At 72.6% G+C, this 14,176-nt stretch carries 10 protein-coding genes and 1 pseudogene; 3 read left to right on the top strand and 8 right to left on the bottom strand.

All coding sequences use genetic code 11. From position 1 onward, the window contains the following. The first annotated feature begins 4 nt into the window (after positions 1-4). Both OV079_RS38840 and OV079_RS60670 read left to right on the top strand, forming a co-directional pair. Positions 5-1,513, top strand: a complete 1,509-nt coding sequence (locus OV079_RS38840) for a hydantoinase/oxoprolinase family protein (protein WP_267774686.1) — start codon at positions 5-7, stop codon at positions 1,511-1,513. Next, positions 1,498-4,452, top strand: coding sequence for a prolipoprotein diacylglyceryl transferase family protein (locus OV079_RS60670; RefSeq protein WP_338089127.1), 2,955 nt, complete (start codon positions 1,498-1,500; stop codon positions 4,450-4,452). Before OV079_RS38840 ends, OV079_RS60670 begins: the two co-directional genes overlap by 16 nt. Positions 4,453-4,658: 206 nt before the next feature. On the opposite strand, the gene OV079_RS38830 is transcribed toward OV079_RS60670, so the two are convergent. After that, a complete protein-coding gene (locus tag OV079_RS38830) occupies positions 4,659-5,867 on the bottom strand; it encodes a tolB protein precursor protein (protein ID WP_267774684.1) in 1,209 nt (402 codons plus the stop codon). 127 nt (positions 5,868-5,994) lie between these two features. On the opposite strand from OV079_RS38830, the gene OV079_RS38825 reads away from it, so the two are divergent. Beyond that, positions 5,995-6,444, top strand: a complete 450-nt coding sequence (locus OV079_RS38825; RefSeq protein ID WP_267774683.1) for a hypothetical protein — start codon at positions 5,995-5,997, stop codon at positions 6,442-6,444. A gap of 232 nt (positions 6,445-6,676) precedes the next feature. On the opposite strand, the gene OV079_RS38820 is transcribed toward OV079_RS38825, so the two are convergent. The 7 genes and pseudogenes from OV079_RS38820 to OV079_RS38790 form a co-directional block, all read right to left on the bottom strand. Next, positions 6,677-7,150 (bottom strand): DUF4112 domain-containing protein, encoded by a 474-nt coding sequence (locus tag OV079_RS38820; RefSeq protein WP_267774682.1) that lies wholly within the window; start codon positions 7,148-7,150, stop codon positions 6,677-6,679. Between the two features lie 95 nt (positions 7,151-7,245). Continuing rightward, positions 7,246-8,484 carry a fibrinogen-like YCDxxxxGGGW domain-containing protein gene (locus OV079_RS38815; RefSeq protein WP_267774680.1) on the bottom strand — a complete coding sequence of 413 codons (1,239 nt, stop codon included), beginning with the start codon at positions 8,482-8,484 and terminating at the stop codon, positions 7,246-7,248. A 290-nt stretch (positions 8,485-8,774) separates the two neighbouring features. Continuing rightward, positions 8,775-9,293 (bottom strand): annotated as a pseudogene (locus tag OV079_RS38810) (DUF4215 domain-containing protein); the annotation flags it as partial. 1,082 nt (positions 9,294-10,375) lie between these two features. Beyond that, positions 10,376-10,681, bottom strand: coding sequence for a hypothetical protein (locus OV079_RS38805; RefSeq protein ID WP_267774679.1), 306 nt, complete (start codon positions 10,679-10,681; stop codon positions 10,376-10,378). Continuing rightward, the gene (locus OV079_RS38800) at positions 10,633-10,992 is read right to left on the bottom strand and encodes a hypothetical protein (protein ID WP_267774677.1); all 360 of its coding nucleotides are present in this window, start codon (positions 10,990-10,992) and stop codon (positions 10,633-10,635) included. Before OV079_RS38800 ends, OV079_RS38805 begins: the two co-directional genes overlap by 49 nt. Positions 10,993-11,381: 389 nt before the next feature. Continuing rightward, complete coding sequence (locus tag OV079_RS38795; RefSeq protein WP_267774676.1) at positions 11,382-12,173, bottom strand: alpha/beta fold hydrolase; 792 nt, start codon at positions 12,171-12,173, stop codon at positions 11,382-11,384. A 130-nt stretch (positions 12,174-12,303) separates the two neighbouring features. After that, on the bottom strand, positions 12,304-14,094 hold the full coding sequence (locus OV079_RS38790) for a hypothetical protein (RefSeq protein WP_267774675.1): 1,791 nt from the start codon (positions 14,092-14,094) through the stop codon (positions 12,304-12,306). Between the last annotated feature and the right edge of the window lie 82 nt (positions 14,095-14,176).

The following is a 14,176-nucleotide window of genomic DNA, read 5'->3' as shown; positions in this document are numbered from 1 at the left end:
CGCGATGCGCGAGGAGCTGTGGGAGTTCTGGATCGATCGCGGCGGGACTTTTACCGACTGCGTCGGTCGAGCGCCGGGCACCGGCCGGCTGCGCGCGATCAAGGTGCTGTCGACCGACGACGCGCCGCTGCGGGCGATCCGCGGGCTGCTCGGGCTCGCCGAGCACGAGCCCCTGCCGCGTTGCCGGATCCGCCTCGGCACCACCGTCGCCACCAACGCCCTCCTCGAGCGCAAGGGCGCACCCACGGCCCTGCTCATCACCCGCGGCTTCGCCGACCTGCTCGAGATCGGCGACCAGGCCCGGCCCGAGCTGTTCGCGCTGGCGATCCACAAGCCCTCGCCGCTGCCCGCCGCGGTCGTCGAGGTCGACGCGCGCCGGGCGGCCGACGGCGCAGTGATTGTGTCCTTCGAGACAGGTGCATTGGAACATGCTCTGCGGGACATCCGCGCGCAGGGCCTGCGCAGCGCGGCGGTGGCGGTGATCCACGACCACCGCGACGGCGGGCTCGAGCGCGAGGTCGGGGCGGCGGCGCGGGCGGCCGGGTTCGAGGAGGTGGTGCTGTCGCACGAAGTGGCGCCGGCGCAGGGGCTGCTCGCGCGGGCGGAGACCGCGGTGGTCGACGCCTACTTGACGCCGCTGCTGCGGGCCTACGTGCGCGGGCTGCGGGAGCGCCTGGGCTCGGCGGAGCTGCAGCTCATGCAGTCGAGCGGCGACCTGTGCGCGGCGGAGCGGTTCCGCGGGCGCGACGCGGTGCTGTCGGGGCCGGCCGGCGGGGCGGTCGCGTGCGCGGCGATCGCGACGCGGCTCGGCCTGCCGCAGGTGATCGGCTTCGACATGGGCGGGACCTCGACCGACGTGCTGCGCTGGGGCGGCGAGCTCGAGCGCAGCTACGAGACGCGGGTGGCCGGGGTCCGCCTGCGCACGCCGATGCTGGCGGTCCACACGATCGCGGCCGGCGGCGGATCGATCTGCAGGTACCGCGATCGCAAGCTGTCCGTCGGGCCAGACAGCGCCGGCGCCGATCCGGGGCCGATGTGCTACGGGCGAGCGAGCGCACAGGCATTGACGCTGACCGACGTCGACCTCGTGCTGGGTCGCCTGCACCCGGCGCGCTTCCCGTTCGCCCTCGACCGCGAGCGCTCGTTCGCCGGGCTCGAGGCGCTGACCGAGGCGGTGAACGCCGGCGGGGCCGCGATGTCGCCGCTGCAGGTCGCCGAGGGGCTGCGGCAGATCGCCGACGAGCGCATGGCCGCGGCCATCCGCGACGTCACGGTGCGCCGCGGCCACGACGTCCGCGAGCACGCCCTGGTGGTGTTCGGCGGGGCCGGGGGCAGCACGCGTGCGCGGTGGCGCGGGCGCTGCAGATCCGCACGCTCGTGTTCCACCCGCTCGCGGGGGTGCTGTCGGCCGTCGGCATCGGCGCGGCCCGGCCCGGCTGGCACGGCCAGGCCGACGTCGGCGGGGTCGAGCTCGCGGATTCACTGGACCTTTCGGACATGTTCCAAAGGCTAGAGAGCGAGGGCCGGGCGACGCTGGCGGCCGAGAGCGAGCTCGAGGTGTCGGCGGCGCAGCGGGTCGACCTGCGCTACCGCGGGACGCACGTGACCCTGACGGTCCCCTGGGGCCCCGGGCTGCGGGCGGCGTTCGAGCAGGCCCACGCGCGCGAGTTCGGCTACGCCCGGCCGGGTTACCCGATCGAGGTCGTCAGCGCGCGGGTCGAGCTCGTGGTCACCGGCGAGGCGGTCGGCAGCCAGGTGCCCGAAGAGACAGGTCGCTCCGACGTGCCTGCGCTCTCGGACATGTGGATCGCCGGCGAGTGGCAGCAGGTGCCGACGCTGCGGCGCGAGGCGATCGCGGCCGGGCAGCGGGTCGCGGGACCGGCGCTGATCCTCGACGCGACCGCGACGATCGTCCTCGATCCCGGCTTCGTCGCCGAGCTGGCGGAGGGCGGCAGCCTGGTCGCGCGCGACGTGGCGGGCGCCGAACCGGTTCGCGCCGGCGAGGTCGACCCCATCAGCCTCGAGATCATGGGGGCGCGGATCTCCGGCATCGCCCGGCACATGGGCGTCGTCCTCCAGCGGACCGCGCTGTCGACCAACATCCGCGAGCGGCTCGACTTCTCGTGCGCCGTGTTCGACGCCGAGGGCGGGCTGGTGGCCAACGCGCCGCACATCCCGGTCCACCTCGGGGCGATGAGCGAGTCGATCCGCGGCGTGCTGGCGGCGCACCCTTCGCCGCAGATCGGCGACGTGTTCGTCACCAACGACCCGGCCGCCGGCGGCTCGCACCTGCCGGACATCACCGTGATCGCGCCGGTCCACGACGCCGCGGGCGCGCTGTGCGGGTTCGTCGCCAACCGCGGACACCACGCCGACGTCGGCGGCATCACGCCGGGCTCGATGCCGCCGGACGCGCGCACTCTGGCCGAGGAGGGCGTGGTGTTCCGCGCGTTCCCTGCGGTCCGCGGCGGGCGGCTCGACCGCGACGGGGTGCTGGCGATCCTGACCCAAGGGACATGGCCCGCGCGCCGGCCGGAGGAGAACCTCGCCGACCTCGAGGCGCAGATCGCGGCCAACCAGGCCGGCGCGCGCCTCCTGCGAGAGCTCGCCGCGAGCTGCGGCAGCGCGGGCCTGGCGAGCTATCTGCGGGCGATCCAGGACGACGCGGCGGCCTGCGTCGCCGAGCTCATCGCCCGCATGCCGGCGGGCGCGCGCTCGTTCACCGACGCGCTCGACGACGGCACCGCGATCGCAGTGACGCTGACGAGCCGCGGCGCGCGGCTCGGCGTCGACTTCACGGGCACGGGGCCGCAGTCGGCGAGCAACCTCAATGCGCCGCGCGCGGTGACGGTGTCGGCGCTCCTGTACGTGCTGCGCCTGCTGGCGGGGCGGCCGATCCCGCTGGCCTCGGGCTGCCTGCGCGCGGTCGACCTGGTGCTGCCCGCGAGGACGATCCTGTCCCCGGAGACAGGTGCCGCGGTGGCCTCGGGCAACGTCGAGACGGCGCAGCGCGTGGTCGACGTGCTGCTCGGCGCGCTGGGGGCCGCGGCCGCCAGCCAGGGCACGATGAACAACCTGAGCTTCGGCGACGCGAGCTTTGGTTACTATGAGACGATCGGCGGCGGCAGCGGCGCAACCGCCGGAGAGGCCGGCGCGTCCGGGGTCCACACGCACATGACGAACACGCGGATCACGGACCCGGAGGTGCTCGAGGCGCGATTTCCGGTGCGCGTGCATCGGTTCGCGCTGCGCCGCGGTTCGGGGGGATCGGGCGCTGGCGCGGGGGCGACGGGCTCGTGCGCGAACTCGAATTCCTGCGCGGCGGGATCGAAGTCTCGATCGTGGCGGAGCGGCGCAGCAGAGCGCCGTTCGGGCTCGCAGGCGGGGCTGCGGGCGCCTGCGGGCGCAGTTGCTGGACGGCGCGGAGCTGCCTGGACGCGCGCGAATCACGGTGCAGGCCGGCCAGCGCCTCACGATCGAGACGCCCGGCGGCGGAGGCTACGGCGAGCCGGGCTCCGGGCCCGGCGCGCTGAGGCCCGGGGTTTTGCAGGGCCGGGGGGTTCGGCTACCTTGCGGCTTCCGATGCTCGAAGCACTGATCCCGTACATCAAGCCGCCCGAGAAGCTGATCGCCGATCTTCCCGTCATCGGGCCGCTGAAGCTGCAGGTGTTCGGGCCGCTGGTCGCGGTGGGCGTCATCCTCGGGTACCACCGCTGCCTGGCGTTCGCGAAGAAGCGCGACATGGACGAGTTCATCGCGCGCGACCTGATGTTCTACATCCTGATCACGGGCTTCGTCATCTCGCACTGGGTCTCGGTGCTGTTCTACTTCCCGGAGGACGTGGCCCGGAACCCCGCGGTGCTGCTGATGATCTGGAACGGCCTGTCGAGCGTCGGCGGGTTCTTCGGCGCGCTGGTCGGGTTCTTCTGGTACCTGCGCAAGGTGAAGCAGCCGTACCTGATCTGGTCCGACATGCTGGTGTTCGGCCTGCTGGTCGGCTTCACCCTCGGCCGCCTCGGCTGCGCCCTCGTCCACGACCACCCCGGCGCGATCGTCGACCCGTCGCACCCGCTCGCGGTCGGCCCCTGGCCCGGCGGCGAGTACCGCTTCGACAACGGCCTGCTCGAGTTCATGTACCTGGTGCCGATCGTCCTGTTCGTGCACTTCGTGTTCGGCTGGGCCAAGTCGGCCCCGGGCCGCATCACCGGCCTGATGTGCCTGCTCTACGCGCCGTTCCGCTTCACGCTCGACTTCATGCGCGAGAAGGACAAGCTGTACTTCGGCCTGACGACCGCCCACTACGCGACGATGATCATCTTCGCCGCCGGCGTGTACCTGGTGTTCATCCGCAAGCCGAAGCCGGACGACTTCGCCTACGCCAAGGACAGCGAGCGCATCGCCCGCGAGCGCGCCGAGGCCGAGGCCAAGAACGCCGCGCCGGCGGCGACCTGAACGCATCGCCGGGCGAGCGCCGGGCGCCGCTCTGGTGCCCGCGCCGCCAGGCCGCGCGCGATGCCGCGGCGCCCTGATACGGGCCACTTCACCGCCAGCGGCCCGATGCGAGGGGTCATCGTTCTTTCGGCGATGACCGAGGACATGTCCTTCAGAGCATGCCCTTCAGAGCATGCCCTTCAGAGCATGCCCTTCAGGGCATGTCGTCAGCGCGGGCTCCAGCGCGGCAGCCAGTCGACGCCCTTGCGCTCGGTGAGGCGGGTGACGCCGGTGCCGTCGGGGCGCATGAGGTAGAGCTCGGGGTCGCCGTCGCGGTCGGAGGCGAACACCAGCAGCTTGCCGTCGGGCGAAAACGTCGGCTCGCGGTCGAAGCTGGTGCCGGCGGTGAGCGGGGTGATCGCGCCGGTCGCCAGGTCGGCGCAGCGCAGCGCGCCCTGCTGCGAGCCGGTGCGGGTGCTGAACACGAGGCCCTGGCCGTCGGGCGTGAAGGTCGGCTCGGCCTCGGCCGGCTCGAACTTGGCGTCCGGCGCCGCCTTCTCCGCGGTCAACCGGCGCAGCTCGCTGCCGTCGGGCTTGCACAGGAAGATCCGGTCGGCGCTCTCGCGGTTGCTGACGAACGCCAGGAGGCCGCCGTCCTTCGACCACGTCGGCCCCCAGTCGTCGAGCTGGAAGTGGGTGACGCGCTGCGGCTCGCTGCCGTCGGCGTGCATGACGTAGATCTCGGCGTTGCCGTCGCGGCTGGAGACGAAGGCGATCCGGCGCCCGTCGGGTGACCAGGCCGGCTCGTAGTTGCCGGCCGGGTGGTCCGTCAGGCGGTTGAGCTTGGGCTTGGTGCGGTCGGCCAGGTCGACCGCGTAGATGTCGCGGAAGCTCGAGAAGGCGGCCTCGAAGGCGAGCGTGCGCCCGTCGGGCGACCACGCGGGGCTGCGCACCTGCGGCGCGGCGTCGCTGCGCCACAGCGGCTCGCCGAGCTCGCCCTCGGCCCCGAGCGGCCGGACCTCGATGCGCTCGAAGTGCGCGCCCTCGTGCTCGTCGACGGTGATGATCGCCATCAGCTCGCCGCCGGGCGCGACCGGGCCGGGCAGCACCGACGGCGGACCGTCGCCGGCTGTCCCCTGGAGCATGGTCTTTGCGCCCTGTCCCGAGGGCAAGATGACGTCGATGGTGGCCCCGCCCTCGCGCTCGGCGAGGAAGTAGATCCGCCCGGGCGCGACGGCCCGCTCGTCGGCGGTCAGCGGGGGCGTCACAGGCACCGGGGGCAGAGCCGGCGCCGGGACCGACGCTTCGACTGAAGTCGCGGGCGCCGTCGGGGCGGCCGGGGCAGGCTTGGCCGGGCTCTCGGTGCCGCCACCGCAGGCGGCGAGGAGGGCGCCGCCGAGGACGACGGAAGGGAGGATCGTGAAGCGTCGGTGCATCGCGCGGCCGTTCGTGGCAAGGAGTGCGACGATGGCTCATAGCGCAGGTCCGCGGGCGCGGGCAACCCGAAGGGGCCGATCGGGGTCGGATGTGAGCGGATCGCCGGCGAGTCACGCTCTGAGCGTGATGACAACCGCTCGCCGGTCCCTGCTCGTCGCCCTGAGCCTCGCCGCCTGCGCCGAACACGGACCCTCACCCGCGACCTCGCACCCCGAAAGCCCACCGCCGCCGCTGGCCGAGTGGGATGGCCCGAGCATCCCGGAGTCGGCGGTGAAGGCGTTCGAGGCGCTGCAGGCGTCCGCGTACGCGCAGGGCGAGCGCGAGGCCCGGGCTGCGCTGGGCCGCGGCGAGCTGACGCTGCAGACGTTCGGGCTGCCCGCCCCGTGTCGCGAGCGCTACGCCCGACTGCTGTGGCACGAGCACCGGATCGAGCACCGCGCGCTGTCGGACTGCGCAGCCGTCGACGAGCTCCGCATGCGCGCCCACGGTTTTAATAAGGTCATGGAGGCGGAGATCGGGCGCCGCTTCGGGGCCGACGCGCTCGCGGTGGCGGCGCGCAAGGCGGGCTGCCGCTGAGAACCGCTGCATCGATCGGCGCGGTGCAGGCGAGGAAGGCCGGCGCGAGCCCTCGCGGTCGCTCCGCTTCGGTGCCGGCGCGTCGGCCTCACGATCGATGCGCCGTGACACGAGGTCGGCGCGAGCCCGTCGCTCCGCCATCGCGGCGAGCGCGTCAGCCTCGCGACCCATGCGCCGTGGCCACGGTCGATGCGCGGTCGAAATTCGCGCGCCCACGGCTCGCTCCCGCGCGTCACCAGCCGACCGCGCGCACGGCCGCGAACACCAGCCAGCCGACCAGCGCGGCCAGGCCGACGGGGATGAGCACGGCCGCGACTGCGGCGGCGATCACGAGCCGGCGATCGACGACGCGGCGCCGCGCGGGGTCGGCGAGGTGACCCTCGAGCAAGGCGAGGTTGCGCTGGTTGGCCTTGAAGCCGAAATCGAACATGTCCCCGAGGACAGGCACCGAGCCGACCAGGGCGTCGACGAGGACGTTGCCGGTCATGCGCGCCAGGGTGGCCGGCGAGGCGCCGAGGCCGGCCGCGCGCACGACGATCCAGCCCGACAGCACGGACGAGACGGTGTCGCCGAGGCCCGGCGCGAGGCCGAGGAGCGGGTCGAGGCCGACCCGCCAGTCGGTGCCGGGGATCCGCACCGCGTTGTCGAGCCAGGTGGCGATCTGTCGCACGTCGTCAGGAGCGCGCTGCTCGGCGTCGCGGGGCATGCGGAGAGGATGGTGCCCTTCCGCAGGCCCGGCAACGCAGAACATGGGAACGGGTCGCGGCGCCGGAAAGACGACCGACGCCGCGACCGGCGAGCTCAGCGGACGAACACCGCGCCGAACGCCGCGAGGTTCTTGTCGCCGTTGTCGCCGCCGCAGCTGGCGAGGTCACCCACGGAGTAGCCGCTGACGTTGCACTGGCCCCCGTCGCCGCCGATGCCGATGTACGAGTCGGGCGAGTCGCAGTTGGCCTCCTGGTTGGAGACGATGCCGATCCGCGTCCGCGGCCAGCCGGCGACGTTCCACGGCACACTATTAAAACCCTCGCGGTTGCAGTTCGGCTGCAGCGAGCTGTTGTCGATCAGGCTCTTCCACGCGTTGCGGCCGACGGCGGTCGCGACGTAGGCGCCGCTCATCAAGTTCTGCAGCGACGGCCGGTTGAGCCCCGCGAGCTTGACCGTCTTCAGCACCAGCGGGCCGTTGCCGATCGGGTACTCCATGCCGACGAGAACGTCGGCGAACGGCACGGTGTTGAAGCTCTGCAGCTTGGCCTCGTTGTGGTCGAGGTCGGGGAACTGCGGCTGGTGCGTCGCGGTGTTGGTCCACAGCGCAGCGGCGTAGGTGAAGGTGCTCTGCGTGCCGTTGGCCTTGAGCGCGAGGGTCCAGCCGCCGCCGTCGATCGTCATCTCGCAGAAGACGTTGAACGGCTGCTGGGCGCCGGCGCCGTCCGGATCGATCGGGTAGACGCCGTTGCCGGCGCCGGGCGTGGCCTGCTTGATGGCCTTGCAGCTGGTGGCGATGCCGCACTTGCCGGCGTTGCAGTAGCCGGTGGTGCAGTCGAGGCCGCCGGTGCACTGCAGGTTCAGGCCGCACTTGCCGCACGAGCCGCCGCAGTCGACGTCGGTCTCGCTGCCGTTCTTGACGCCGTCGCTGCAGGTGGGCAACACGCATTGGTTGCTGCAGAAGTCGTTGTTGCTCTGGTTGCCGTCGTCGCACTGCTCGACGCCCTGGTAGACGATGGCGTCGCCGCAGGTGGCGGACTTGCAGGTGTTGAGGCAGGCGTCGTTGTTCGACAGGTTGCCGTCGTCGCACTGCTCACCCTTGCCGGGCTGGACGAAGGTGTCGCCGCAGACCGGGTTCTTGCAGGCGAGGGTGCAGGCGCCGGTGTTGCTGTTGTTCATGCCGGCGTCGCACTCCTCGCCGGGCTGCTTGAAGCCGTCGCCGCAGGTGGCGAGCTTGCAGACGTTGGTGCAGGCGTCGTCGTTGCTCTGGTTGCCGTCGTCGCAGGCCTCGCTCGGGCTCTTGTCGCCGTCGCCGCAGACGTTGGTCTTGCACATGGCGTTGCACGGCTTGCCGGGGCCGTTGGCCGCGCCGTCGTCGCACTGCTCGACGTTGGCCTGCACGAGGCCGTCGCCGCAGGTGGCGAGCTTGCACGCGACCGTGCAGGCGCCGCTGTCGCTGTTGAGGCCGCCGAGGTCGCACTGCTCGCCCTCGTTGGGTTGATGAATGCCGTCGCCGCAGGCCGGAGCTCGCAGCTGTCGGTGCAGCCGTCGTCGTCGTCGCCGTTCTGCTGGTCGTCGCAGTCCTCGCCCGGATCGAGGGTGCCGTTGCCGCACTCCTCGAGCTTGCAGGTGGCGGAGCAGCCGTCGCCCGGGTCGATGTTGCCGTCGTCGCAGGCCTCGCCGGGGCCCTGGTCGCCGTCGCCGCAGGTGTTGAATTGACAGTCGGCGTTGCAGGCCTTGCCGGGGCCGTTGTCGACGCCGTCGTCGCACTCCTCGACGCCGCTGCCGGTGTTGTAGAGGGCGCCGTCGCCGCACACGTTGAGCTTGCAGGCGGTGGTGCAGGCGGCGTTGTCGGCGTTGTCGTTGCCGTCGTCGCACTCCTCGCCGACGCTGTCCTGGACGTGGCCGTCGCTGCAGATGGCGTCGGTGCAGGTGTCGGTGCAATCGTCGGTGTTGTCGGCGTTGCCGTCGTCACACTGCTCGGTCGGGGCGACAATGCCGTCGCCGCAGCTGGCGAGCGCGCAGGCGTTGGTACAGTCGTCGGCGTCGTCGTCGTTACCGTCGTCGCAGCCCTCGCCCGGACCGACGGCCCCGTCGCCGCACACGTTGTTGGTGCAGTCGGCCTTGCAGCTGTTGGAATCCATGTTGTCGGCGCCGTCGTCACACTCCTCGCCGGGGCCCTGGTCGCCGTCGCCGCAGGTGTTGCTCTGACACTGCAGGTTGCACGGCTTGCCGGCGCCGTTGTCGGGGCCGTCGTCGCAGGCCTCGCCCGGATCGACGTGGCCGTCGCCGCACACCGGATCGGGCTCGCCGGTGGTCGTGGTGTCGGTGTCGCCGGTGGTCGTGGTGGTGCTGTCGGTGGTCGTCGTGGGCTCGGTCGGCGCGACGGTCTCGCCGCCCGACATGCCCTGCGTCGTGGTCGGGGTGTCGGTCACGCCGACGGTGGTCGTCGTCAGCGGCGCGCCCGTGCTGGTCTGCACGTCGCCGCTCGTGGTCGTGGCCTCGCTCGCGCTGGCCGTGCCGGCCGTGTCGGTCTCACCGCACGCCGCCAACAACAAGGTGGTCGAAAAGACAGATCGCCGTAGTCCAAGCTCCATCATCCGCATGTGCATCCTCCACGCCTCGCCGACCGCTCACCCCACGCATGGGGGCGAATCTCCGCACACTGTCGCCACGAGACCTCATATGCCTGCCAGAAGCCGCAGAAGGGCACAAGCAGGCGATTCGGCCGGGAGAGGTGAGGACGCAGCGCGCGGGTTCGAGCCGCGCGCGGGCGCGACGACGCGCTGGCGCGGGGATCAGCCAGCAGAACGATGATCCGATGGCGACGCGGGCAGGTGTCGGCGGCTCGCGGCGCAGGATCGACGAGCTCGACGTCGGCGATGGCTCCTCGACCGGGCGAGCCCCTCGTGACGAAGGCGACTGCTGCCGCGACCAAGGTGACCACACGAGCCGGACGAGCTCATCGAGCGCGACCGCGACCGAGGTGGCCACGAGCCGGGTCAGCTCATCGAGCACGACCCCGAAAGGTGACCACGACACGGGCCCATCGAGCGCGACCGCCACGAAGATGACCACGAGCCGGGCTCGTCGAGCGCGACCGCGACGGAGGTGCCGGGTGAGCTCATCCATCGTGCCCGCCGGCGAACCTATTGCTCGCCGGCTGCCGCGACGGAGGTGGCTGCGAACCGGCGAGCTGAGCCGCTCGCGCGTTCGTGGCGCGGGCTCAGCTCGCGGCCGGCAGCGGCGCGGCGGGCTTGCTGGCGCGGTTGCGGACGAACAGGCGGCGCAGGCCGAGCTTGGCGGCCAGGGCGGTACCTGTCCCAATGGCCATGACCGCAGGGACAGCCAGGCCGCCGGTCAGGGCGACCGCGCCGGCGGCGACGAGCACGCCGACCGAGGTCGAGGCGGCGCCGGTGCCGGCCTCGACCGTGGCGTGGACACAGGCCTGCTTGCCGGTCATGGTGCCGCGGCGGTAGGCCATCACGCCCTCGGCCGCGCCGAAGGCGGCGTCGACGACGAGGCCGACCACGCCCGCGCGGGCGGCGGTGCGCGCGATCTGGGCCCCGCGGCGCGGGCCGTCGTGACCACCGCGAGGCTGGTGACCTCGGCCGCGCCGGCCTGCACCGCGGCTTCGACCAGCAGCGTCGGCGCGGCGGCGGCGACGGTCCCGGTGGCGGTGCGCGTCAGCACGGTCTGCAGCCCGGCCTGCGCGACGGTCGGGAGGACGTCGCGGCCGCCGGCCTCGTACAGCGCGCGCGCTGCGGAACGAGCGGCGAGGGCGGCCTGGCCGGCGAGCGCCCCCATGACGAGATCGCGGTGACTGCGGGCAGAGTCCTGCATGATGGAGACGCTAGCAAACTGCGCGGGCGAAGGCCCGTGACGGCGACGAAGTGCTGACGCACGCACCCGGCGGGGCGTGCAGACGGCTACGCAGGCGCGGCGCCGAGTCCGCGAGGCGCACGGGAGTTCGCAGGTGCTTTTTTTATAGAAATGCACATGTCCTTTCGGACATATGCTTCGATCCGGCGCATCCTGGCTCTCCGCACGAACGAGGAACGCCGGCCCCGAGACTCTCACGTCACGGCCCTGCGCGCTGCACTCGGTACGACGAGGCGCGTGCGTCACCGCCGACTTCACAAGCTCGTCGGTCGGGGAACCGTCAGCCTCGGCGAGCACGACTGCGAACTCGAGGCTATCCGGAAGCTCGCCACGCCGAGGACTCGCTCGGCTCACGGAGCGGCGCGGCGCTCCGCGCCGGCGACGAACGCGTCGAGCTCTTTATTAAATTCTTCGGAGACGAGCTGCGGGAAGTGATGCGGGCTGGAGATCGTGATCAGACGGCCGCGGCCGAGCGACGCGACCCGGGCGGCGGTGATGTCCATGGCGCGGCTCCAGCCGCCGGTCACGACCAACAGGGGGATGTTCGCCTGGACGACGACGGCGAGCTCGCGCTCGAGGTCGGCCCGCGCGGGGACCCTGAGACGTTCGATGGCCTGGCCCATCGCGACGAACTCCGCGGGCGAGCCGCCGCCGCGGATGTCGTCGGGGATGTGCATGAGCTCGGCGAAGCGGCGGGCGCGGGCCTCGGGCGAGCGCGACAGCTTGAGCGTCAGCACCGTGCGGAGCACGAAGCCGAGGACGGCGGGATGCGGTAGCGCGACCGCCAGCATGGCCGGCTCGATGAGAGTGAGGCTGCGGACCGCAGTGGGTCGCCGGGCCGCGGCCGCGAGCGCGACGCAGCCGCCGAACGAGTGACCGACGAGGTGGGCGCCGTCGCCGAGCAGCTGCGCGACCCACTCGCCGTCGGCCTCGGCGTCGTCGGGGCGACCCGGCGCCGGAGTGCGGCCGTGGCCCGGCCGATCGGGCACGAGCAGCTCGAAGCCACGATCGGCCAGCCGCGCCTGCGCCGAGAAGTGGCGCTCGCCCCCGACCCCGCTGCCCTGCGCGCCGCCGTGGACGAGGACGATGCGCGGACCGCCGGCGCCCCAGCGGGTGATGGCGATAGTCTCGAGACCGCTCATGACGCGCAGTGCTATCACCCGCTGCCGCGCCGCGCAACGCAGTGTGCCGGCGCAGCCCCGGCAACTTCGGCGAGCGTGGCGCGTCGAACTGTCCTCAAGGACATGTCACATGTCCTCGAGGACGCGCTCGTCACCGGTCCCCCGCAACAGCATGTCCCTTCGGACATGCTACGGCACGAGGCCGTTGCGAAGGTAGTTGCCGCGGCCGGTCGGCCACAGCAGGCACGAGGCGGTCGAGCCGGGCACGGTGTAGACGCGCACGCTCTCGACCATGTCCTCGGCGTCCTTGAGCGAGACGACGATGTCGGCCTGGCCGTCGCCGTCGACGTCGGCGAGCGTGGGCACGGGCATGGCGCCGCGGCGCGGCAGCGGCAGCTGGTGCTGGACCGCGCCGTCGCTCCCGAGCACGAACAGCGCCCCCTTGTCGTCGCCGGTGCTGTAGCTGTTGAACACGACCTCGGGCGCGCCGTCGCCCGAGAGGTCGCCGATCACCACGCCGCCGGCCGCGACCTCGGGATCGGTGGTGTACTCGGTGCTCCACAGCACCTGGCCCGCGGCGCTCACGGCGTGCACCCGCCCGTCGAAGCCGACGAACACGATCTCGAGGCCCGGGTGGTCGGCGCGCAGGTCGGCGACCGCGACCTGGTTGGTGATGCCGACGATGTTGGTGTCGCCGTAGTCCCACAGGCCCGAGATAGTCGGGCAGGTGCACCGGCGGGTCGAAGCCGGGACGGCGGCTGGCGTCGGCGCCGACGACCCACACCGCGACGCCCTTCTCGCGGTCGCTCTGGGCCGCGTTCTGCACGCTGGCGAGCATGACGACCTCGCGCTGACCGTCGCCGTCGAGGTCGGCGATCGCCGGCGCGGTGTTGGTGAAGTGAGCCTGCAGCGCGGTCTCCTCGTCCTCGGCGTAGCCCTGCATCGCCTCGGCGAGGACGTGCAAGTAACGGACGCCCGGGGTCTTGGTCACGGGGAACAGGTCGGCGGCGTCGAAGGCCTCGCCGCTGCCCTTGTGGATGCTGGCGTAGGCGTTGTCGTGCGGGGCGACCAGGTCGGCCTTGCCGTCGCCGTCGAGGTCGCCGACAGCCAGGTTCTGGTCGTAGCAGCCGGCCAGGTAGCACTTGTCGTCGCAGCCGAAGCTGCCGCTCTGGTTGGGCGGAAAGCCCGGCAGCGGGGTGCCGTCGCTGCGCCAGGCGTTGACGACGTCGGTCGGGCCGCCGTGGCCGACGCTGACCGCGATGTCGAGGCCGCCGTCGCCGTCGAGGTCGCCGGCGGCGATGCTGCGCAGCTCGTCCTCCCAGGTGACCGGAAAGCCAGGTGCGATCGCCCCTGTGCTGTCGAGCAAGTAGACCTTGTCGCGAGCGGCGAACGCGATCTCGAGCTCGGGCCCGCCGATGAAGTTCGCCACCACCGGGCTCGCCCAGCTCCGCCCGCCCTCGGCCTCGAACTTGAACAAGACCTCGCCGTCGGCGGCCCAGGCCAGGAGCGCCTGGCCGCGCGGGACGATGATCTCGTTGTCGCCGTCACCGTCGAGGTCGGCGACCGCGGGCGAGCCGAGCCAGGCCTCCTCCCAGCGATCTTTCAATGTGATCGAAAGGACAGGTTCGGCGGCGACGGCCGGTCCGCCGCTGCCGTCGCAACTGGGCGCCGGGGGCTCGCCGGTGGTGCCGCTGGTGGTGCCCTCCGGCTGGCCGGTCGGGTCGAAGTCGGTCGTCGAGGTCGGCGCGTCGGAGGTGCCCTCGCTGCCGCCGGCCGAGGCGGTGGGGCTGCTGGGATCGCCGGTGGAGGAGATCGATGTGACCGGGTCGGTGGCGTTGCCCGTGGGCCCGCCGTCGGTGTCGTTGGCCCCGGCCGCCGTGCTGCAGGCGATCGCCAGGGCCGGCACCCCTGCGCCCAAGATCCTCCGAGTCGCTGCCTTCATCCTCGCACCTCCGCGGCCGACGATACGCCAAGGCGACCGCGACGTCGCCACGACGTCGCGGGCGCGTGGCCGCGCCGGGCGA

Source organism: Nannocystis pusilla (assembly GCF_026626665.1).
Lineage (GTDB): Bacteria > Myxococcota_A > Polyangia > Nannocystales > Nannocystaceae > Nannocystis > Nannocystis pusilla.
This window is presented reverse-complemented; position numbering and strand designations above follow the sequence as displayed.